Here is a 21981-nt window from a genome sequence, read left to right as displayed (position 1 = left end):
AGGTTACTCACCGGGTGGTAGCTGACCCAACAGGAAATCCTGCCCGTTTTCATCTTTTCTGTTCGGGCTCACTTGCTGCGCGGCTTTACTGATGGGCAGGTAGCAGCCGATCGGACTGTATGCTTAAACTAATATTGTGATCAGATGACATTTTACTTCAATGCGTATTCGTCTATTCTTCTGTTCGGCTTTTTACAGGGGTGGATTTATGCCCTGCTGTTCTGGTTTCGCGGCATCAGAGAGGGGCGACTTTCGGACAGGCTGCTGGCAGGTGTGCTGGTTGCATTGTGCTTCAATATTTGGGTGTATATGCTGGGGTTTGGGGGTATTGAGATATTATGGCAGCAGCTGGATTTTTTCCCGCGAACACTGGCGTTCCTGCTTCCGCCGCTTTACTACTTTTATTTACGCAGCCAGTTCGACGTTACTTTCAGGTTTGAATGGAAAGATCTGTCGCACATTGTATTGTTTGTAGTGGATGCTGCCTACCGTCTGATTGTTTTTGCACAAGGCCCTTCTTTCGTACGCTATTGGGAAAATACCTACCATAACCCGCTGCATCTTGATGACCTGTTTTTTGTAGTCGGTACCGGTCAGCACCTATTGTACCTTTATTGGTCATTTCAGCTCTATGTGCATTATCAGTCGTGGATCAAGGATCAATTTTCGAATACCGAGCCGGTAAGTTTTGTCTGGTTCCGTAATTTCCTGATTGCCCTTGCACTGCTGGTATCGGCAGACTTTATGGTAACGATGCTGGACTTATGGCTGAACCTGAGTTTTTGGGAGGACTGGTGGAACAACCTAGTGGGCGTCGTTTTGATTTACTATGTAAGTATAACAGGTTATGCCCAGCGCCAGCCCGGTCGGCAGCTGGCTTTTTCAGACGATCCGGTTGTTTTGCCTGAGCAGCCCGCTGCCGATGCTGCAAAATCAGCCATTGTTCTGACACCGGAGCAGAAGAGGCTGCACGAGCAGTTACTGAACGTGATGGACGCCGAAAAGCCCTATCTGAACCCGGATTTATCCCTGGCCGATTTAGCCAGAAGGATGAAATTAAATACCACCTCGATTTCACAATTGATCAATGCCGGAAGCGGAAAGAATTTCAATGACTTCATCAACGCCTACCGGATCATGGAGTTTAAAAAACAAGTGCTGATGCCGGCCCATGCACATTTAAGCTTACTCGGAATTGCCCTGGATTGTGGCTTCAATTCAAAAGCTACATTCAATAGAGCTTTCAAAAAACAGGATAACCTGTCACCCGGTGAATTTTTGGCTCAGCATCAGCAAACGCAATAATGTGTATTGCGCATGATTACATTTCCAGTTTACTCTGCTGGTTGCCCGCCCGGAAATTGTGAAATGTCCATATAAAACAGCTCCCAGGTATGGCCGTCAAAATCCTCGATGGTCCGTTGCTGCATAAACCCATAATCCCTTATTCCTACCGGCTCTATACCACCGGCACTGATGGCAGCTTCGCTGATTGCATTTACTTCATCCAGACTGCTTAATGACAACGAGAAAAGGCCGGCAAGGCGTGATTTTGTATCTGCAATGGGTTTGGTCGCGAAGGATGCAAACTTTTCATGGGTCATAATCATCAGGAAAATCTCCTCACTCCAGATCATACACTTTCCCGAATCGTCTGAAAACTGCGGGTTGTTACTGAATCCCATTTGGGTGTAAAAATCCACCGAGCGGCTGAGGTCACTTACAGCCAGATTAATAAATATCTGTTTTGCCATCTTCTTATTGGATTGGTTGATTATTGGTTTTAAAAATAGTGTTACTAAGCCCGGAATGCCAGTACGCTGTACCTGCTAAAACGATCAGCATCCTGTTGCCTGAACGTACAAGCTGGTCAAATGAAAACAAATATTTAAAAAGTCAGCAGCGCGCAGGAATGTTATAGGATGTACAAAAAGAACCTGCTTCGTCCGTATGTTTCAAAGCAGCAATTGTAGTTTATCTCATTCAAATCAGCAGTGATTTAATATTCTGTTAATGTATGATGTATTTCATTTGCAGCTAAACTGTTTTTGTATGAAAAAGACTGCTTTGTTTCTCGTCATACTCGCTGCTTTTTTCGCATGCCGTAAAGATGCTGACGAGGTAATGCTGCCGGAGATTGCCGGGGTTTATCAGATTACAACCCTTCACAATATGCAGGGCGAAACGCTCAGTTTTCCTGTGCTTACGCCTGACGGGAAAGTGGATATTACATCAGCATTGGACATTACAAAAATGGATGAGTATCAGATCAGTATTCTCAGAAAGGGAACAGCAGGAGGGACGCCGTACACAGATCCCCTCGGCTTATTTGATATTCGGAAAGGCGAAGGTGAATACATTGTTTACCAGGATGGGTTGTACATCGGCAGCATCAATGGAAGTAAGCTGTATCTGAACTTCGCGGGAAAAAGCAGGAATACAATGATTTCATCAATCCGGGCCAGCAGATAATTTACCAGCACTTTCAAAGTTCCGCGCGCCGTCAGCCCCGCATTGCCCTGTTTTGTTCCGTCAGCTCACTGGGTGTCAGACCGAATGTTTTTTTGAAAGCAAATGAAAAGTGCGAGAGGTTTTCAAAACCCACTTCCAGGTAAACCTCCGACGGGCGCATTTCCCTTTTTGCAATAAGATAATGCGCCTCTTCCAGACGCTTCTGCTGCAGCCACTTTTCCGGGGTTGTTTCAAATATCTTTGTAAAGTCGCGCTTGAATGTGGACAGGCTGCGTCCGGCAAGTTTGGCAAAAGACGACAGTGGAATGTTATACTTGAAATTGTGGTTCATGTACATTTCCAGATCAATCTTATACGGTTCCTGAAAATCAAACAAGAGCCTCCGGAATGCATCCCCGTTTTGTAGCAACAGCTCGATGGCTTCGCGGGTTTTGATTTCCGCGATTTTTGCGCTCAGTTTTTCGGGCTGATCCACATAGGGCAGGAGCGAGTCAAAAAATCCTTTCAGAAACATGTCCCCCGTCAAATCTGTCATGGCCTTTCCCCTGTATGCATTTTGTCTGGGAATGTCATTCTCTGCTGCGTACCGGTGTAAAGTTTTCTGGTCCAGAAACAGGCTGATCAGGGAAGGCGGCTCACCATTCGGACCCGCTTTTTTCAGCTTTTTGAACAACTCATTCCGGCGCATCAGGCAGATCGTGCCTTCTTTCATGATAAATGTACCCTCATTCGAGTAGTAATACGATTCGCCTGAAAGCATGATTCCCAGGGCGTGGTCGGGAAAGTAATGTTCGCTGCTTTGCGTTTTCTGATGCCCCTGTGCATACAGGAAGTTGTGCTGAACAACAACTTTTTCCATTATGCTCGATTCCATTTCGGCTATTTTATCTGGCTCATGATCAGTTTATCCATCTGCTTGTCGGACAGGATCCGCCTCAAAAATAGCAAAAGCGAGGAGGCTATTTGTGAGGTGGTATACCGCGTTTTCGGACTTTTTGCTTCGATCCCGTTTCTGACCAGCTTGGCAATCACTTCCGGTTCCGCAATATCCTGATTGATCCGGTTAAATGCATCATGCGTTTTGGCGGCCAGGTCTTTATAGGCTGTATGGCCCGATACCTTCATGAGAATATCGGTCGCAACATTGCCCCATTCCGACCGCGTGGCACCGGGCTCGACAACGATCACGTCAATGCCGAATGGTTTCACTTCGCTGCGCATGCTGTCGCTCAATGCTTCCAGTGCAAATTTGCTTGCATGGTACCAGCCGCCCAGTGGAAATGCAATTTTCCCGCCCACTGAAGATATGTTCACGATTTTGCCGTACCCGTTTTCCCGCATCTTCGGCAATACGAGCTGCGCCAGCCGCATAGCACCAAACACATTCACTTCCAGTTGATACCGGGCGTCTTCCATCGGTATATCCTCAATCGCGCCTTCCAGTCCGAAACCCGCATTGTTCACCAGAATATCAATGCTTCCTGCTTCCCGGAAAATCTGGTGCACACAGGCGGTCACGCTTTCATCCTGGGTTACATCCAGCGCCACGGGTATAATGCCGTAGCTTTTCAGGATCTCCATTTTTTCGATCCTGCGCGCTGCACCGTACACCCGGTATCCGTTTTGCGCAAGATAAATAGCCGTTGCCTTACCAATGCCTGCCGAAGCTCCTGTTACTAATGCTGTCTTTTTCATTTTGCCTGAGATTTTATTTGTTCATATTGATATGACAAAAGTAGCTCAGGTAAGCAGGCGCGGGTTTGTTGAAAAGTCCAGATTCGTGTGCTGAAAAGGCCACATCAATTTATCAGGTGTGATAGTGTGCAACAATGCATTTTTTCCGGTTACGTCAGGTATTGCCGACAAAAAAGCCCGGCTCATCAGATCGGCGCGGAGCTTTTCTGATGAACCGGGTAAGTACGAGGTCTAAGTGGACGCCTATTTTTGTAATTGGAATAATACCTCCGGCAGCGAAGTGATTCCCCAATGTTCAAAGTACCGCCCGTTTTTTACCCTCACGATATCGACCACGTCAATGTTCAGCGTCCGTCCGGTTGGGGGAATGCCCAGCAGGGTGCCGGTTTGCGTTCCGCTGATGGTTTTGCGTGTCGTGACCAGGTCTCCCTCTGCTACCTGCTGGTGGATTGTCACATGGATGTCGGGCATGGCCGGGCGGAGAATTTCATTGAAAAAGTATAGCATACCATCCGCGCCGCTACTCATTCCTTCCGGCGCAGAACGGTTTACAAACTGCTCATCCATGAGCTCGTGGAAGCTTTCGGGGTTACCTTCTGCAATCACTTCCTGGTTGAAGCGGCGTACTACTTCCTTGTTGTTTTCAGTCGTCATTTCCATCATTTTTATGTTTATCTGATGGTCCAAAAGTACTGGTGCATTTACCCCTGAGGTTAGGGGCAGACGTCCAACAACTACGGCGCAACGTTCAAATACATGAGCCGGTACTCGCTGGGCGTGCTCCCGAAATGATTTTTGAATGCTTCTGAAAAGCTCGAATGATTCTGATAACCGACTTTCATGTAAATGCTCGCGGGGCTTTCATCGGAAGCCCTCAGCAGATCGGCCGCCAGTTCCAGTCTTTTGGTGAGCAGCCATTTCTGAGGGGATGTCTGATAAATCTCGCCGAACTTCCTCTTGAATGTCGAAGTGCTCATATGACACAAAAAGGCAAGGTCGTCCACCGTGGTCAGCTGGCCAATCTGACTTTCTACAACTTTCCTGATCTGTAACTGCTGTTTGTCGCGCGTGATGATCCGGATGGATTGAAACCTTTCCGGATCAGCATGAAGCATGTATAACAGCAGCTCTTCGATCCGCAGCAGCCTGACTTCCGCCGGCAACACACCCGCATTTGTCAGCAAGGCTTTGAGGGATGTGATAAAATGTTTTATAAAAGTGTCCTGCTGAAAAATCAGGAAGGGCTGCTGACCGGCTTTTGGCGTAATGCCTTTGATCAGGTGATCATATTTGATCAGAAACCTGTTAAAAACATTATTGCTGAAATAGAAAAGTATGCTGGTAAACTGATCCGTACCTGCCAGCAGCTCGGAAGTTAGCACATTGCCGGTAGACAATACAACAAGCTCGCCTGCATGGACAACCGCCGTCGCATCCGGATAGATGATCGTCTTCGTGCCGCTGACGAGCAGGTTGATCATATTCTGGTTGAGTACAATCCTGTTTCTGACCGAGTCGCGATCCGAATTGTAGTACCGTATCACAACCTCATCAGGCCGCGCGGAGGGATCATTCAGCAGGTCATCCGGCAAATAGTAAGTGTTCATTTCAGCATCCTGGTTCTTGTTCCGTCAAAATAATGCATTTCGTACGTACTTTTTCCTGAAATCAGTTTGTGCAAAGATTCACTTTCCCATCCACTTCTTGAAATCCGCAGCACGTTCCCTGCTGACCAGCACCTCATCGTCGGCGGCTGGTTTGAGTGTTATTTTAAGTTTGTTGTTGAAATAGGAGTGGATCTGCTGCACTGCGCCGATATGGATCAGGTACTGCCGGTTTGCCCTGAAATAGAGCTTTGGGTCGAGCATGTTTTCCAGTTCATCCAGCGCATAATCCACCGGGAATTTCTGATTGGCAACGGTACGAAAAAGCGTGGTGCCATCCTGGGAATAAAAGAATGCGATTTCACTTACATTGACGGGTACCCATTGTGACAGGTGCCGCACCAGAAAACGGGAGCGATAGTCGGTAGGGTGTACCTGCCTGCGCAGCTGCTCGATCAGGGAGTCGATCGCAAACGCGGGCATTTCGGTCGTCTTCCTGATTGCATAAAGCTCCTGGTGTTTTTGCAGACTGGCCGCCAGATCCTGCTTTTTAATCGGTTTGAGCAGGTAATCAATGCTGTTGACCTTGAATGCTTTAATGGCGTACTCATCGTATGATGTTGTGAAAATCACGGGAGCCGGTACATGGATCCGCTCAAAAATTTCAAAGCTTTGGCCATCGGCCAGCTCGATATCCATGAAAATCAGCTCGGGGGCCGGGTTGTTTTCAAGATAGGAAACCGTGCCGCTCACGCTGGCGGTGGCAGCCGCCACTTCCAGGTGCGGGGCCACCTCTGCCAGGAGTTTGGTGAGCTTCAAAACAGCGAGTTGCTCGTCTTCTACAATTAGTACATTCATTTTTATTCAAATCGATAATGCCTGGAAAAAGGATGCACATTAGGTACCGATCAGCGGCACGGCAACAATAAACTGCCCTGCCTCCTGCCTGATCACCGGTTCGGGCTGGCCGAGCATCTGGTATCGGGCAAGGATGTTGGAAAGTCCCACACCATTGGAGGCCACGCGTATATTTTTCTTCTGTAAGTTGTTGCTTACGTGCAGGTTCGCCAGCTCGTCCGTATGGATTTGCACATTCAGCGGCATTTCGTTCATGACAATGTTGTGCTTCACCGCATTCTCGATCAGCAGCTGCAGTGTGAGCGGCGGAAGCTGGTAGTGCGCCCACCGTGCGTCAACTGCTATTGTAAGGTTGAAGCCTTTTCCATGGCGGGTAGTCAGCAAATGCGAATACGACCGGATAAATTCGAGCTCGTCGGAAAGGTTGATCAGGTTCTGCTCATTGGCACGCAGTACATACCGGTACACGGAGCTGAGCTCTTCCACAAACCGCTCGGCCAGCGCAGCATCTTCCCCGATCAGCGCCATGAGCGAGTTGAGGCTGTTAAACAGAAAATGCGGGTTAATCTGCTGTTTAAGCACATCCATCTGCCGCTGCATGTGCATTTGTTTAAGCTCAAACTCACGTTTGGTACTTTCCCTCAGCTGGTAATAGGTAAAAATGGCTTCGTGACAACCCGCTGATATCACGTTGGTCACAAAGCCGATCACAAGTACCCAGAGTACATTTTCAGGCTTGTAGGGCAGTCCGAGCAGCCCGTAACCATACACCAGCAGCAGCATCATCACCATCATTACCGCCACATACATCAGCATCGAGTACATCAGCCGCGAGCCGAAATCATCGGGCGTGCCGAAGCAGTAGCGCATGTATTTCATCCACAGCGTAAGCATCAGGAACACCAGCGCGCCCCACACGTTGGCAAGCAGCGTCGCGGTGATAAAAATGTCGGTATCCTGAAAATAGAGACTGCCGAAAAGAATGTAATTGACGATAAAGATGGCCGGCGAGTTCAGCAGGTAAACCAGCACATCGTACCGGTCAAACTTTGCCCATTGCTTCATGATGCGGATCAGGGTTTACAAAACGAATATACTGGCCGGGGCAGAAAGGATCAACCCCCGGTTAGTGAATGGTGATATACCTGCGCTGTAAATCGGCGGCTATGCCTTTGGAGATCGCACGGCGTCCCAGCCACCGGAGCAGCGGCTCTATGCCCGACAAGATGCCCGTAAGCCGCGTACCGCTGATCAGGAACATGTAGCCCAGGATCACCGGACTTTGCGGCATTCCCTGTTTGTTGGTCTTGCCCTCGCGCGCCAGTCCGTAGGTGATCTGCAAGGTTTGCTCAAAACCGGCACAGCCTGGCGCAATACGGCATTGAAAGCGACATGGGGATTCACTTTGATTAAAAAACCGGTGCTTGCTGCCGATGGGCGCAACGGCCGTTTCCCCCGGCGACAGGACGATCACCTTTCCATTAAGCTCAATGCTCAGCTGACCGGAAAGACAGGTGAACTCTTCGGAAAAATGATCATGGTAATGCAGCGGATTGCCCGCGCCGCCTGCCAGGGTCACTTCCACCAGTGTGTGTTTCCCACCTGTTTCCCGGCTGGTTTCTAAAAACACAACCTCATCTTTTATCAATGGATTGGTGATGGTCCTGGCGGCCCGTTCAGGTGTGTTTGTGTTGGTGATTGTTTTCATGGCTGATCGTTTAAAATGTTTTGATTGAACACTTCAAAATTCAGCGATGAAAAGGGTACTGCAAACCCGCCGGGCTTTGAACCGGCATTTGGTTTATTTAAACCGGAATAAAGGCTGAATGAAACGAAAAAGGCTGCTTCGGAACGCCTAATATCTATGTAAAACTGTATCCTACGGCATCTGCCCGGCCCATTTTTCATTTAGCCTGTTCCGGCATGCGGATCTTCCGTTTCAAGGAAACTGGCATTTCCAGCCTGTGAAAAAGCTCCCAATTTCGTGGCGTCATTTAAAAAAAATTAATCAGCCATGAAAATTTTACATTATCTCCATTTAACCATCCTTGCTATCTTCCTGATCACGTCCTGCAAAGAGCCGGACCGGGCTCCTGATTCCCCCGGTACAGCAATTCCCGGCGCTACCGAGCCTGGCGGATATGCAGCGGAAGTGGGCTTGCCGGATGGTGCAGTAATCGAAAAGCTGATCGGGCCGGAAGGCGGTGTGATCGAAGACAGTACCGGACGCTTCCGCATTGAAGTTCCCGCAGGGGCGCTCACTACCCCTGTGACGATCGGTTTGCAGCCTATCACCAACACCAACATGCACGGCGTAGGCACTGCATACCGGCTTACCCCGCACGGGCAGACATTCCAGAAGCCGGTAAAACTCAGCGTTCATTATGATGAAAATGACCTGACAGGGACCATGCCCGGAGCACTTGGCATTGCCTATCAAAACCAGGAAAATACCTGGATGGCCGTAGGCGGCGCAAAGCTGGATACGACTCAGAGAACGCTGTCAGTCCGGTCAACCCATTTCAGCGACTGGGACCTCTTCGAGTCCATGCGGATGGTGCCGCTCACCAAGGCCATCGATCCGGGTGCGAAAGTCGAGGTTTCTGTGCGCCGCTGGAAGTCGGGCCCGGGCGATGATCTTGCGCCGCTCATCCCGGAAAGTCAGGAACTTGCCATGATGCAGGCAACCGAGCCGCTGGATCCGAAATACATTACGGGCTGGCAGCTCACGGGGGAGGGCAGCCTGCAAGCCAGCGGCAATGCAGGTGTGTACCAGGCACCGGATCACATTCCTGCCAGAAATCCGGCTGAGGTTTTGGTGAAATTACGATCCAACGGCAAGGAAGTCGGTTTTGCTATTTCCAAGATCTACGTAGCGCCCAAAGGGATTTCTATCCAGGTTGCCGACGGAGCCTGGCGGACCATCGGCAATGGAGGAATGAATGGGCTGGCGGGTTTTAATATGATCAATGCAAGTCAGGACGGACATGCTGTTTCACTTCACTGGCGCGGCCCCAGAGCAGGAACCTTCAAATGGACCTTTGAGACGGTCATTTGTACGTATACGATCAATGGGAAACAAACCTACTACCACCTTTACGGCATGCGCCCGGATGTCAGCAAAGGCGGCCTCACCGTAGCCATGGCCGGCAATGGGGAAGGCGGTGAAATGGCAGTCGGGCACTTCAGTGTACCCTCTGCCGGACTGGTGGATGCAACAAATCCGCAGGACCCCCGATACACCACAACCTCCATGCGGGGCATATTCAGGGTCGAGCTGTATTAGTGTGTCGGTAGCAATGCATTGTGCATTGCTGCCGGTTTTTTTTCTCCATCTGGTTATTCAGGCTAATGCAGGTTGAGTGGTAATTTGATTTTTTCAAAAAGCTTTTTGCACTGTGGTCACGGAGCGGCAAACTGCCCGGCTTGCTTTCAGATCATTTGCTTTGTACGGATTTCAGGTAGCTTTCTACTGCACCTATTTCCAGATCCGGAACCCGGGTCCTCAATGCCGGCATCGTTACCGAACCTGATTCCACCAGGATGATCTTGACATCAAATTGCGCCATCTGCATTTCGGCTCCGCTATCGGACGTTGCATTGAACTGACTTAGCACACTCACGGATTGCTGCTCTTGCGAATAGCCGATCCGGACCATGCCGCTGTTTCCCGTACCCTCGCTGCTTACTTCGGTCTGGTAGGAACCGAGCTGCCATTTGCCGACGCCGCTCATTCTGAAATACACCAGCACCAAACCCGCGTTCTGAACCCGCTCGTAGTTGGCCGGCGCGTACTCCTTTGTGCCAGTGAATACGTACTTCCCCGTAGCCGGATTGAGGACGCCCGGCCCGGCCGCGGTAACCCGCTGATTCGTGTAAATGTACGTCCACACGCTGGCCGAAGTACCGGGTGTTCCCGGAGCGCCGTCGGCACCATTGGTACCATTGGTTCCATTGGTACCGTCTTGACCATTCTGACCTGCCGCACCGGTATCTCCTTTGGGGCCTTGCGGACCAATGTCACCGTCCTTTGCGCAGGAGAACAACAATGCCGTAAACAATGCAAGGATCATTAAACTAGTTTTCATCATCAGTATTTTAAATTTTTATAAACTCTACACGTCTGTTCAGTGCCTTCGACTCTTTGCTGGTATCTTTTGCTACCGGCTCCGACTCGCCTTTTCCGTCTGCTTCCAGCCGTGAACTTTGCACCTCAAATTCCTTTTCCAAAAGTGATTTCACCGCAAGAGCGCGGCTGCGCGAGAGGGAAAGATTGGCGGCATTGTCTCCGTCACTGTCGGTATGACCAACAATCCTAATCCGTACGGCAGGGTTTTCCTTTAAAATCTGTGCAATCGCCTGGATGGTACCCATAGACTGCGGCTGCACCTGATCTGAATTGACTGCGAACAGGATTCCATTGGTTGAAAACTTGCCTGCATCCATCAGCTTGCTGCGCATATCCGGCAGTCCCGAGGCGATTTTGAGATTGGATACATACAGACCATAATTGGACTCGTTGTACGGCCAGGATTCTTTGATGTTGAAATAAAGCTGGTTTAATGCCGGCGTCAGGTTAATCGCCCGCGGAATATCAAAAACCTTACTGCCATCGACCCAAAAACGCAGCCGCTGCTTCTGTACCTGAATTGCATAGTGAACAGACTTTCCAATGGTTTTGCCAAAAGTAGCAACCTCTGTATTTTCGGTTTTGAAACTAACAGCACCATGCTTCACCCTGCTTTCCAGTTTGATCCTCGAAATTGCGTCTACATTGGGTTTGAAATAAAGCTCTGTCACATTTTCGGGATGGTCGTAGGGCAGTACAAATGAATTGTCGGTGGTGGGTTTGCCTGCGCTGGAAAGTAATCCGATAGCCATTTCGGGCAAAAAACGGGTTCCTGACGGCGGCGTGCCGTGCAGCAGTACGTCAAACTCGACGGTGTAATTTTCGCCCAGCTCCTTCTCATTCCCGCTGAGGTATTTGGTGCCGGGGAACATCCGCAGCCATTTTCCATGATAACCCTCCACCGTCACTACCTGACCGTTTCCGCTGGCATTCCAGCTCACGGGCATTTCACCGACCGGTTCGGCTGCAAAGTCTTCGGTATACAATATACGTTCACCCGGAATGAAGTCATATCTGGTCGTGGAACGCACCTTCGGCTGGGAACCGGCAGTGTCCGGCTGCGCTGCTGCATGCTGCTGCGGCTGGTCGGGCGTGCTGGTGGAAGCGGTAGATTTGGACTTGCCGGTATTTTTTTTCTTGATGGCTTTTTCTGCCTCATCGAGCTTGTTGTCAATAGCCTGATCTACATTGTTATCGACCCTGGTTTTAACCTGGGATTTGACTTTCCGGTCCAAACTTTCCAGAAACTGGGCATGGGTGATGGTGTGCAATCCCGTGATCAGGATTGCATAAAGAATAAGGTTTTTCATGATGGGCTTATTTTTCTTCGTGGAAGTTGAAAATGACGTAAGGCTCCGTGTCGATCCGGAGCATATCCATGGATTTAACACCATATTCACTTACAAAGGGTTCGCATGCAAACTTGGCTTTGAGCAAGGTCCTGGATTCAAAATCCTTTTGGGTCAGCGCCTTTTTTGTCTCTGCGCCGTAGTTGATAACCCAGCGGTCGGTGCCTGTAACAGGATGAAGCTCAATGGTTTTGTAAGTGACATTGTTGCTCAGTGTCGTTTCTCCTACTACTACGGTACCTTTTGTTTCAGTCCAGGCCTGGCGGGTTTCGCCGGCGGAAGAAGTCGCTTTCAGATACAAAAGGGAGGTATAAGTACCATCTTCATTGAAATCATAAAACATATAGCTGCCTCCCGCACCGTCTTTGTAAGTTGAATTGTAGGAATCGTAAAAGTTGGTGGAAGACAGGATGCCAAACTGCCAATACTGGGTAGGTGAAATCAATTCTGCCGGGATCGGCGTCCTGGGTGAATCCCCGTAATCGACATGGCCGCTGCCCGGGTCGACGTCCTTATCTTTTTGCGTGCAGCTTACAGAGGAAAACAATAACAGGAGACTTAGTACGGATACTGAAATTTTCATGGCTATAAAAAATTATGGAATAAATAATAAATACATGGAGTTAATAGGGGCTTGCAGCCTTGAACTTGGCGGAAACCTGGGTGGTTTCATGCTTGTTGGTTTCCTTATCGTAGTAGTGCATTGTACCGTCGATCCGGCCTGCTACGAGCTTTTTGGCTTTGTTGTATTCTGTAATGGTAACAGATAGCGGTCCTATTACTTTTTTGCCTACCCTGGGATAGTAGGAGTCTGACCAGGATTTTCGATTACTGGCCTGCGCATGAATAGTCACTTTACCGTTGTCGGTTACATTATACAGGCCCAGTCCATTGAAAGGCAGCATACTCAGAACCATCATTGCCTGCGCGTCACCGGTAATTTTCCGTTCGGCCAGACTGATCTGAAAAAACTCACCATCCGCAACGGCTATGGTGCCTACCTCTGCACTATCCACTTTTGCACCCGAAAAGCTGAAATGATTGGCACCTTCAATGGTCACCTGTGAGATGAGGATCAATTTGGCCTTGGTATTTTTCAGGATCACTTCCACACTGATCGCGATTTCGTTTGCTGCCGGTATTTTGTTGGGTGCAAGGTAATAGGCCGCTGCTCCGTTTCCGGATACACTCAGGCCTCCCAGCAGCGGGTCCACGGTATTGCTAAGGTCCAGCCCATTGACCCGCCAGTTCCTGACTTCTTCTTTTTTGAGCCTTTTGGGTTCTGTTAGCGGACTTAGTACAATTTTGTCTTCTATGTCGTCTTCGTGGCCTTCCTGGAAGTAAATGGTTAATGAAAGCTGCTCAGCCGGAACTACCGAACTTTTCACAGGATCCATGAAGTAGGATTCATAAAAGGCAACCGGGACAAATTCGACCACCTTCGCTTTTACTGTCTTCCGGATTTTGTCAACGGTAATGCTGCCATGGCCTTTCCAGCTGTGATCTGCCTGCTGGAAAGCGATGCCCAATGCTTCCGGCGCTGAGCCGGTCACATCCGCATCTTTGTAATTCCATACCAGCTCGGCAGGCTTGGAAAGTTCCAGGTTTTTCGGCGTCAGTTCATAACCCATTCCTGCACCGCCCCAGGCTTTATTTTCTATGGGTTGAATGCTGATGGGCGTATCTGCCTTCAATGCACCGGCGGGAATCATGAGTGTCACTGAGCTGTCGGACGCAGTGATGGACCCACCTGCCGGGCCGATGGTTTTTTGAATGGGGTTGCCGAGCGGCTTGCCGACTTCCGTGGGTGTTCCCTGGGTCGGGTGCTGGGGTTCCGGTTCGGGTACCAGGCCAGATTCACCCGGCTGGCAGGCTGTCAAAACAGCGCAGGCCACCATGCTGAGAATCATCTGAGTAAACTTAATTTTCATGGCTAATAAAATGTTCTGTGATTTGTGCCGCAAAAGTATCATCGGCCCAAACACGGCGCATTCACATAAACATGTGATTTGAGTAAACCGGAAATTGAATTCACACAAACATGTGAGTGACAAACTTTATGCTCGTCAGTACCTTTGTCGCATGGCATTTAATATCCTCATTTACGAAGACAACCGACAGCTGCGCGAAGGCCTCGAACTGCTCATTACCGGAGCGGCGGGTTACCACGTTCCGGCTGCATTTCCCAATTACAGCAACATTGTCGCTGACGTGAAAACGCATAATCCGGACCTCATTCTCATGGACATTGATATGCCTCCGCAGAATGGCATTGAAGGTTTGAAACAGCTCAGGGCGGCCGGTCTTGGGAACAAGGTGGTGATGCTTACGGTTTTTGACGACAATGAGCACGTTTTTGAAGCGATCCAGGCCGGGGCGGAAGGTTACATCCTGAAAAAAACGCCTCCCGCCAAGCTTATTGAATTTCTCGGAGATGCGCTGCAGGGCGGAGCGCCGATGACTTCTTCGATTGCCATCCAGGTGCTGAAAATGGTATCCGGCCCCCACCGCGGTCCAAAGCAGGATTTTGAGCTTTCGGCAAGGGAACAGGATGTGCTCGAATTGCTGGTAGACGGGTACAGCTACAAGCTTATCGCAGATAAATTATTCATTTCTCTCGACACCGTCCGGTCGCACATCAAGCGGATTTACGAAAAGCTGCAGGTTAACTCCAAAAGTGAAGCAGTGGCCAAGGCTTTGAAAAACAGATAAGGTTTTAGGATAGATTGAGCAGGTTTTTCCGGGTACGCTGCGCCGGTAAAATGCACGGATCCTGCCAATGCAGGGTTTGGTAAATTTCAGTCACGCCCTGCATTTCACCCAGGTTTGGAAGCTATTTCAAACCCAAAGTAGCTTTATAATATTTTACGGTTTGAATTACTGAAGGCAGGTTGCTCGGTTTTTCCTGGCGGTCGCGCTCGATGATAATGTGTCCGTTGAATTGCTGCGCTTCCAGCTCTTTGAACACCGCCGGGAAGTCGATCACGCCCGTTCCGACTACCACATCCACCAGCTTGGGATCATTATAGGCAGCAATGTCTTTCAAATGGATGGCAATGATGTGTCCTTTCAACTTTTTCAGTGCATCCACGGGATTGATGCCGCTTTTCGGCATGTGGCCCAGGTCCGCGCAAACTCCAAAATTCGGATGGTTTTTCAGGGCTGCGAGGGTGGAATCCGGGTGCCAGTAAGCGCTCGTGCCTTTCCAATGGTTATGGATGGCGAGCTTAACCCCGTAAATGCCGGCCAGACTGTCAACACTATCCCAGAGGTTGACCGGAGGCTCGGCGGTCACATATTTGACGCCAAAAGTTTTCGCAATCTCGAATTCTTTTTTCCAATCATTGACCGTCTTCCCGCCAACAAGATAAATCGACTCCATTTTCAAACCCTTCTTTTCAACCAGGGCTTTTAGTTTTTTGATGCCGGAAGGGGATAGTTTCATGATGGCCGAGTCCTGCAATTCAGGGATAGACTTGGAGAAGGTAAAGCCTTCCACATATTTCAGGCCCGCACTGTCTGCCTTGTCCAGCTGACCTTCAAAGGAATACGGATTGAACGTATACAAAGCGACGCCCAGTTTCCAGGTGCGCGGATTGTTTATGGTCAGCCCGGCGAGCGCCACACCTGCAAGAAGTACTGCAGACAGTACGAGGGCATTGTATTTTGTCTTTCCGAACTTCCCGAATCTGGATTGCATTTTTAAGTCGATTTAGATCTTTATGCCTGAAATAGCAGATGTTGGTACCAACAGTTTAGTGTGCTCTGTCAGCTATTTTGTAAATATTCTCAAATATCGTTTTATCTGCTTCTCACACAAATATTCCGGCTGAAATATGATGCTTTGTGATAGTTTGCCGGATCATTGCATGGATCTATGCATTTAAAATGAAAAATGCGCTGCCATTCGCGGCGCGCACCTGATTTCCTATGAAAATCACAAAACTAATCAACCGGCTCGACGCCCACCACAAGCTTGGGATCGCTCTGGTTTTTGGCGCAGCCACGGTTGTACTTACTGCTTCCCTTGTCGAAAAGCCGATGAACTGGATGATCGGCTGGCTTGTGTACAGCGGCGTGCATCTTGGCCTCATGTGGGTGACCATCCTGAGCTCGCACCCTTCCGAGGTCCGGGGGGAAGTCAGCGGGCAGGATTCAAGCCGGGCGCTGATTACGCTCTTCGTGGTGGTGGCGTCCTTTGTAAGCTTGTTTGCGATTTTGTTCCTGCTTCAGGATGCGCGGAGCACCGCATCCTGGGATGATCTGACGGTGCATGTGATCCTGTCTTTTTCATGTATCATTTGTTCGTGGGTACTGGTTCACACCATCTTTACCCTGCGGTATGCACACATGTTTTACAAGCAGACGCGGCACAATACGCATCATCAGCCGAAACAACATCCCGGACTCGATTTTCCAAACGAGCCGGAACCTGACTACCTCGACTTTACCTATTTTTCCTTCGTGCTCGGCATGACTTTCCAGGTTTCGGATGTGACCATTTCATCGAAGGAAATCAGGCGTCTTGCGCTCGTACACGGACTTTTGTCTTTTGCATTCAACACCCTGCTGGTAGCGCTGACGATCAATGTAGTATCCGGGCTGATACAGAAATAAGTCGGGGGGAAAGAACATTAAAAAACCGGCATTTGAAGGAATATGCCGGTTTTAGAATCTTATATACAAGTTAGGTCAAGCCTGCTGCGGCTAAGTAGCAAATTGTTGAAGCTGCACCTACTTTTCCCAATTGATCTCCTTAAAAACAATCGACTGATAGCCATTCAGCTCGTATAAAACACCAATTTGCTGTTCCCCGGTTTTTACCAGGTCACAGTAGGCGGTATAATCTTTCTCTCCGTTCCGGCTTTTATCAACCAGGTAGCGCTTCGTCCATGTTTTGCCGTCGTCGTAACTGATTCTTAATGTAAGGTTATCACGGTTCTGGGTGTCTGCTGCATTGCAGAAGGCCAGGATGTTCTTGTCATTGTTTTTACCGATAGTTAAAATGCTTCCCTGGCAAACCGGATCGGGGAGGTTGTTGTCAAAATAGGTGGTATCCCATTGCTGACCGCCATCGGTACTTACCGCCACGATCCGCGCCCGCACATCACCCTGCTGATTTCTTGCATTAAACATGATCCCGCCCCCGGAAATCTCCGCTGCGGTAGACTCATTGGATCCTTCAATGGATATGGTTTCGCTTAACCTGAAAGTTTTTCCGTGATCGTCACTGTAAAAACCATGCGCCTGGTAGTCCGAACTTTTTGGTCTGGGCTCGCCTGCAGAATGGTTGGCGGCCATGTACAGCCTTCCTTTGTGCGGGCCCTCGGTAAGCTGGAGAGCATGGCCGGGCGTATTGGCATAGCTCCTCCAGTCCGCATCGAAACGATATGCCGGATTGATTTGCGGTTGCTTTGGTTTATGGACCTGCATTGTTATGTTCACCGGTTTGGTCCAGGTACGGCCCGCATCCGTTGAGGTCTTGTACCATACTTCTCTCAGCCCGTTGCCTTTCCGGACTTCTCCTTCGTGGTTGTTTCCGGTATTGAAAAACAGGAACAGCTTTCCAGCAGGAAATGCAGGGTCGCTTAAATCAAATACGGGAGCGGGATTTCCTGCCTGCATTTTGCCATGGTCTGCCACCACTTGCAGCGACGACCATGTTTTACCATTGTCATTGCTCCGTTTCATTACAATATCAATGTCGCCGAAGTCGCCGCTTCCGGCCACTCTTCCCTCGGCAAAAGCAAGTAGATGTCCGTCGGGTGAACGTAGTATTGCCGGTATACGGAACGAACTGTACCCGTCCTTACCGGAAACATACACAGGCGACTGTGCCTGAACAGAAAAATAGTGCAACAAGATCAGCAGAATAGCTTTTAGGACTTTCATAACCCGCGTTTTTGTTGCCAAAGGTAGTCAATTTGGCCGCAGGTTGCAGGCGATTACGGTAGAAGGCTATACGCAGCATGCGGACAGGAACCTGCGGCACATGCACTATCCTTTTACCGGCCGCTGAGCCAGGTAAAGTAATGATCGATTTGCCTCAAAGCTGCATGTGGTACAATCAGGCAGTCGGTGACATGCCATTTTTACGCATGTCACCGGCAAAAGCTTACGATATTGCACCTGAATCGGGTAAAAGTTATTCAGTTGAAGATCTTTCGGTGTATTCCTGCCTGAACAATCGGCTTAAAAGATTTTGCTCACGCCATAAAGAATAGCAAACCAGATCAGGAAATTAGCGACCCAGAAGCCTACAAACCATTTATTGTGAATTCGGAATTTGCGTACGGAAATTCTCCTCCGTACGAAGGTGAGCGTTATGGTCATGTTTGATAGAGGTTGGTGGTATTGATCGATAAAAATATCGTAACAAAAATAATAAAGATTTTTATAGAATTAGTTAGGTAAGAAAAAATAAACTAACTGTATTAAGTGCTTCATGGCAAGATGCTGATAAGCGCTGGAAAACATACTATCTACGAGCATGTTAACCAGCCTTTCCGAGCCTTTAACTACCGGCTATCCTGCTATTACTTTCCTTACGATATCCTTGCTGAGGGGTTTTGAAAAGTACCCCTGCACAAGCGGATGACTTTCGGCATTGCTGACGTCCTTGGGATCAATGGAAGAAGAGAGAATGAAGATGGAAATATGTGCAATCAACCTGCCGGGAAACACAGCCAGTTGTTCCAGAAATTCCCAGCCGCTCATCGTAGGCATATTGATATCAAGAAAAAGAACGGTTTCCACCCGGGCTGCCGGGTCGTCAAATCGTTGTTCTATCGCTGCCAGCGCCTGTACGGGATCAGTGAAAAGCTGAATACCGGCGTCGGGAGCAACATTACTGATGATGTATTTACTGAGCATGTTGTTGATGGGGTCATCATCTACAAGAATAAACTGCGAAGGAGGATTCATACAGGAGTAATTTGACACACATCCGAACAAAATTCAATTCTGAATTCAGTACCTTCATTGATATTACTATTTACATATATCTTCCCGCCGAGCATTTCCACCTGCGTTTTTACCATAAATAATCCCAGGCCTTTTCCTTCAACATGCTGGTGGAAGCGCTTATACAAACCGAAAATCTCCGTTCCTCTTTTTGCCAGGTCAATCCCCATCCCATTGTCACGAATGCTGATGATTACGCAGTCTTCATGAACACTGCTGCTGATATAGATCACCGGCGAGTGGTTGGGCCTGCGGTACTTTATACTATTGATGATCAGGTTGTAAAAGATATTATAAAGATAGGATTTAAGTGTAAATAGTTCGGGGACAACACTGAAATCGGCTTGAATATCGACCTGCTCTTTGTCAATAATGCCGACAAGGCTGGACCGTACATTGTCTACCAGATGCTGCAGGTTAATCATCTCCCTGTTTTCACTCACTTCCTGTTTGATCCGCAGGATGGTATTGAGGTCCGAAATGACATCGTCAATCCGCTTTACATTGACCAAGATCCCGTTGATAAACTCATCCCTGATATGGGAAGGATATGTATCCTGCGCTACGAGCTCGCCCAGGCCAATGATATTGGCTACCGGTGCACGCAGGTTGTGCGATACTACGTAAGCAAACTGGTCGAGCCCCTGGTTGGATTCGATAAGCTCACTTGCATAGTTCCTCAAACTTTCATTCAGCTCCCTGAGTTGTGCTTGTGATTTTTTGCGGCTGGTAATGTCATGGAAGTATACAGACAATCCATTGGCAGAAGGATAAGCAGTGATCTCGAACCAGTTGTTGTCACTTTCATAGAAAAATTCAAATTGCTGGATCACATCCAGCTCCACGGCAACATGGTAGGCGTAATAAATGTCGGTATTGACAACATCCGGAAACATCGTCCATAAACTGTGACCCTCTACCGATTCCTTGGAGCGGTGGAGCAGAACTTCGGCTTTTTTATTCCAGTAGGTAACCGTCCAGTTCCGGTCGAGTGCATAAAACCCGTCCCCGATACTTTCCAGGATAACATTCCGCTCTTCAAGCGCCGAAATGATCCTTTCGTCAGCCAGTTTTTTGTCGGTCACGTCGTGCAGCACGCCGCATAATGTAACCGGCTGCCCCAGACTGTTCAGCTCAATGTGGGTTTGCACATACAGGTGCCGGATCTGCCCGTCTTTCCGGATGATCCGGTGGTAGTAATCCGCGGGCTGCATGGTCTCCAGTACACGCCGGTTGCTTTGGACAACATATTCCAGGTCGTCGGGATGTACGAACGATAACCAGGATTCCAGCGATTGCATATTATTGTTTTCGGGCAGGCCATAGATCCGGCAGGTCTCATCTGACCATATACTCGTATTTTTTACCAGGTCTGTCTCCCAGCTTCCCAGATGTGCAATCGCCTGCGCCTGGCTCAGACGCCTTTCCTTATGCTGCAGTTGCTGGTCGGCAATAACCTTCTGCCTTTCTTTTTCAAAAACGTCGAGCGCAAAGGAAATTCCCATCGCCGCTTCCTCTAACAAGCTTATTTCAGCCGTCGTGAAAATATCAGCCTGCGAAGCATACAGGTTGAAGGTGCCCACAATCTTCCCTGACCTTTTTATGGGCAGGACCATGCAGGAACGGTACCCTGAGGACGCCGCGAGCGCTTTCCAGTGCCCGGAAATAAAATCTTCCTGTGCGTTGTTTGTAACATAGTAGGGGTGGACATTTAAAGCCTCGCGCAATTGTGCCTGTTCCTCAGTCGCATTCGCGAATGCCGACAGAAATTCAGCGTTCATATTCTGCTGTTCTTCGACGGCTACTTTGTTGCTGTCGCCGGCAAACATCCCGATCCACGCTCCCTGAAACTGACCTACTTCACACGCAATCCGGCATACTTCCCTGAACACCGTGCGGGAGTCCGCCGCATGTACCAGGGTGTGGTTCACCTCGCTCAGGAATGCATAAAGTTTGTTAAGCTGCAGGATTTTTTCCTCGCCCAGCTTTTGTTTGGTCACATCACGGAAATTGTCCACAATCCCGTTCACTCCCGGCTCATGCAAAAGGTTTGTAACCGTGGCTTCAATCCACCGCCAGGTGCCGTCCTTGTGCAGCATCCGGCCCGTATGCCCGGGAATTGCTACGCCCGGATTGGCAAATACCTTCATCATGGTTTCTGCCAGCCCGCTTGTGTCGTCGGGATGTGCTTTGGAGAAAATGTTCATGGCCAGCACTTCATCGGCCGTATACCCGAGAACATTTTTTACAGCAGGGGATACATAAATGGGCTGCGCCTCCGCATTGAGCACAACAACTGCATCAGAACTATTTTCGACCAGGGTGCGGAAACGTTTTTCACTGTCGGTCAATTGCCGCAGCAAAGCCTGCTGCTCCTGCTTCACCTGGTACTTTTCCTGCGTCTTGCACACCGCAAAAGCAAGGCGGCTCATTTCTGCTTTGGTGATGTAATCATCAATGCCAATCCGCAGCAGCTCTTCGGACATGGCTTCGGATATTGTATCGGAAATTACAATAAAGGGAATCGTAATCCCTGACTCCCGCAGGATTTCCATCGCCTGCGAGCAACTGATATCGGGTAGTCGGTATTCAGAGAGGATCAGGTCGGGAGAAAACTCGCTTACAGCTGTCAGAAATTGTTCATAGGTGTCGGCTACCCGGATCTCAGGAAGCAACTGTGCTTTATACAAAGCTTGTCTTACCGCATCGGTTTGATCCTGTGATACTCCCAGGTAAACTATCTTGATACCAGTGCTCATTTTAAACCCATTAGAATGTGTGCTACGCAGAATTCAGAAACTCAGGTAAGAAATTTGACTATAACCTATAAAAGAAAATTTTAATTTAATATAAATATAGAACTATTTCGTTTCAAGTCGACAGGTAAATAATGTCTCCTCAACCACTCTGG

Annotated in this window: 21 protein-coding genes; 5 read left to right on the top strand and 16 right to left on the bottom strand. The window is 49.0% G+C overall.

Features of this window, described 5'->3' with window-relative positions; translation table 11 throughout:
• Positions 1-144 precede the first annotated feature (144 nt).
• Positions 145-1305 (top strand): helix-turn-helix domain-containing protein, encoded by a 1161-nt coding sequence (locus HWI92_RS10980; RefSeq protein WP_204663652.1) that lies wholly within the window; start codon positions 145-147, stop codon positions 1303-1305.
• Positions 1306-1334: 29 nt separating this feature from the next.
• On the opposite strand, the gene HWI92_RS10975 is transcribed toward HWI92_RS10980, so the two are convergent.
• Complete coding sequence (locus tag HWI92_RS10975; RefSeq protein WP_204663650.1) at positions 1335-1754, bottom strand: VOC family protein; 420 nt, start codon at positions 1752-1754, stop codon at positions 1335-1337.
• A 298-nt stretch (positions 1755-2052) separates the two neighbouring features.
• Here HWI92_RS10975 and HWI92_RS10970 point away from each other — a divergent pair, with 298 nt between their 5' ends.
• On the top strand, positions 2053-2472 hold the full coding sequence (locus tag HWI92_RS10970; protein ID WP_204663648.1) for a hypothetical protein: 420 nt from the start codon (positions 2053-2055) through the stop codon (positions 2470-2472).
• Positions 2473-2503: 31 nt separating this feature from the next.
• Here the strand turns inward: HWI92_RS10970 and HWI92_RS10965 are convergent, their stop codons facing one another.
• The 7 genes from HWI92_RS10965 to HWI92_RS10935 all read right to left on the bottom strand — a co-directional run bounded on the left by HWI92_RS10965 (position 2504) and on the right by HWI92_RS10935 (position 8337).
• Complete coding sequence (locus HWI92_RS10965) at positions 2504-3346, bottom strand: AraC family transcriptional regulator (protein WP_204663646.1); 843 nt, start codon at positions 3344-3346, stop codon at positions 2504-2506.
• A 5-nt stretch (positions 3347-3351) separates the two neighbouring features.
• A complete protein-coding gene (locus HWI92_RS10960) occupies positions 3352-4167 on the bottom strand; it encodes an oxidoreductase (RefSeq protein ID WP_204663644.1) in 816 nt (271 codons plus the stop codon).
• A 243-nt stretch (positions 4168-4410) separates the two neighbouring features.
• A complete protein-coding gene (locus HWI92_RS10955) occupies positions 4411-4821 on the bottom strand; it encodes an ester cyclase (RefSeq protein WP_229249311.1) in 411 nt (136 codons plus the stop codon).
• A gap of 80 nt (positions 4822-4901) precedes the next feature.
• Entirely contained in the window at positions 4902-5774 is an 873-nt protein-coding gene (locus HWI92_RS10950; protein WP_204663640.1) for a helix-turn-helix domain-containing protein, read from the bottom strand.
• Between the two features lie 78 nt (positions 5775-5852).
• Positions 5853-6629, bottom strand: coding sequence for a LytR/AlgR family response regulator transcription factor (locus HWI92_RS10945; RefSeq protein ID WP_204663638.1), 777 nt, complete (start codon positions 6627-6629; stop codon positions 5853-5855).
• Positions 6630-6668: 39 nt separating this feature from the next.
• A complete protein-coding gene (locus HWI92_RS10940) occupies positions 6669-7694 on the bottom strand; it encodes a sensor histidine kinase (RefSeq protein WP_204663636.1) in 1026 nt (341 codons plus the stop codon).
• A 61-nt stretch (positions 7695-7755) separates the two neighbouring features.
• Entirely contained in the window at positions 7756-8337 is a 582-nt protein-coding gene (locus tag HWI92_RS10935) for a cupin domain-containing protein (protein WP_204663634.1), read from the bottom strand.
• 306 nt (positions 8338-8643) lie between these two features.
• Here HWI92_RS10935 and HWI92_RS10930 point away from each other — a divergent pair, with 306 nt between their 5' ends.
• The gene (locus HWI92_RS10930) at positions 8644-9915 is read left to right on the top strand and encodes a hypothetical protein (protein WP_204663632.1); all 1272 of its coding nucleotides are present in this window, start codon (positions 8644-8646) and stop codon (positions 9913-9915) included.
• A gap of 151 nt (positions 9916-10066) precedes the next feature.
• Here HWI92_RS10930 and HWI92_RS10925 read toward each other — a convergent pair whose 3' ends face one another.
• From HWI92_RS10925 to HWI92_RS10910, 4 genes are read right to left on the bottom strand one after another with little or no spacing between them, the layout of a single operon-like run.
• Entirely contained in the window at positions 10067-10720 is a 654-nt protein-coding gene (locus HWI92_RS10925) for a collagen-like triple helix repeat-containing protein (RefSeq protein WP_204663630.1), read from the bottom strand.
• A 7-nt stretch (positions 10721-10727) separates the two neighbouring features.
• Complete coding sequence (locus tag HWI92_RS10920) at positions 10728-12068, bottom strand: OmpA family protein (protein WP_204663628.1); 1341 nt, start codon at positions 12066-12068, stop codon at positions 10728-10730.
• Positions 12069-12075: 7 nt separating this feature from the next.
• The gene (locus HWI92_RS10915; RefSeq protein WP_204663626.1) at positions 12076-12690 is read right to left on the bottom strand and encodes a hypothetical protein; all 615 of its coding nucleotides are present in this window, start codon (positions 12688-12690) and stop codon (positions 12076-12078) included.
• Between the two features lie 40 nt (positions 12691-12730).
• Positions 12731-14038 (bottom strand): hypothetical protein, encoded by a 1308-nt coding sequence (locus HWI92_RS10910; protein WP_204663624.1) that lies wholly within the window; start codon positions 14036-14038, stop codon positions 12731-12733.
• Positions 14039-14189: 151 nt separating this feature from the next.
• Between HWI92_RS10910 and HWI92_RS10905 the strand changes: the two genes are divergently transcribed.
• Positions 14190-14819 (top strand): response regulator, encoded by a 630-nt coding sequence (locus HWI92_RS10905; protein ID WP_204663622.1) that lies wholly within the window; start codon positions 14190-14192, stop codon positions 14817-14819.
• A gap of 121 nt (positions 14820-14940) precedes the next feature.
• Here HWI92_RS10905 and HWI92_RS10900 read toward each other — a convergent pair whose 3' ends face one another.
• Entirely contained in the window at positions 14941-15807 is an 867-nt protein-coding gene (locus HWI92_RS10900) for a sugar phosphate isomerase/epimerase family protein (protein ID WP_204663620.1), read from the bottom strand.
• Between the two features lie 230 nt (positions 15808-16037).
• On the opposite strand from HWI92_RS10900, the gene HWI92_RS10895 reads away from it, so the two are divergent.
• Positions 16038-16724, top strand: coding sequence for a DUF1345 domain-containing protein (locus tag HWI92_RS10895; protein WP_204663618.1), 687 nt, complete (start codon positions 16038-16040; stop codon positions 16722-16724).
• Between the two features lie 117 nt (positions 16725-16841).
• Here the strand turns inward: HWI92_RS10895 and HWI92_RS10890 are convergent, their stop codons facing one another.
• The 3 genes from HWI92_RS10890 to HWI92_RS10880 all read right to left on the bottom strand — a co-directional run bounded on the left by HWI92_RS10890 (position 16842) and on the right by HWI92_RS10880 (position 21829).
• Positions 16842-17999: a sialidase family protein gene (locus tag HWI92_RS10890; protein ID WP_204663616.1), complete on the bottom strand. Its 1158-nt coding sequence runs from the start codon at positions 17997-17999 to the stop codon at positions 16842-16844.
• 633 nt (positions 18000-18632) lie between these two features.
• Positions 18633-19031 carry a response regulator gene (locus tag HWI92_RS10885; RefSeq protein WP_204663614.1) on the bottom strand — a complete coding sequence of 133 codons (399 nt, stop codon included), beginning with the start codon at positions 19029-19031 and terminating at the stop codon, positions 18633-18635.
• A complete protein-coding gene (locus HWI92_RS10880) occupies positions 19028-21829 on the bottom strand; it encodes a PAS domain S-box protein (RefSeq protein WP_204663612.1) in 2802 nt (933 codons plus the stop codon). Before HWI92_RS10880 ends, HWI92_RS10885 begins: the two co-directional genes overlap by 4 nt.
• Between the last annotated feature and the right edge of the window lie 152 nt (positions 21830-21981).

It is taken from the genome of Dyadobacter sandarakinus, assembly GCF_016894445.1.
GTDB classification, from domain to species: Bacteria; Bacteroidota; Bacteroidia; order Cytophagales; family Spirosomataceae; genus Dyadobacter; species Dyadobacter sandarakinus.
The sequence above is the reverse complement of the archived record's forward strand: the minus strand, read 5'-3'. Positions and strand labels throughout refer to the sequence as shown.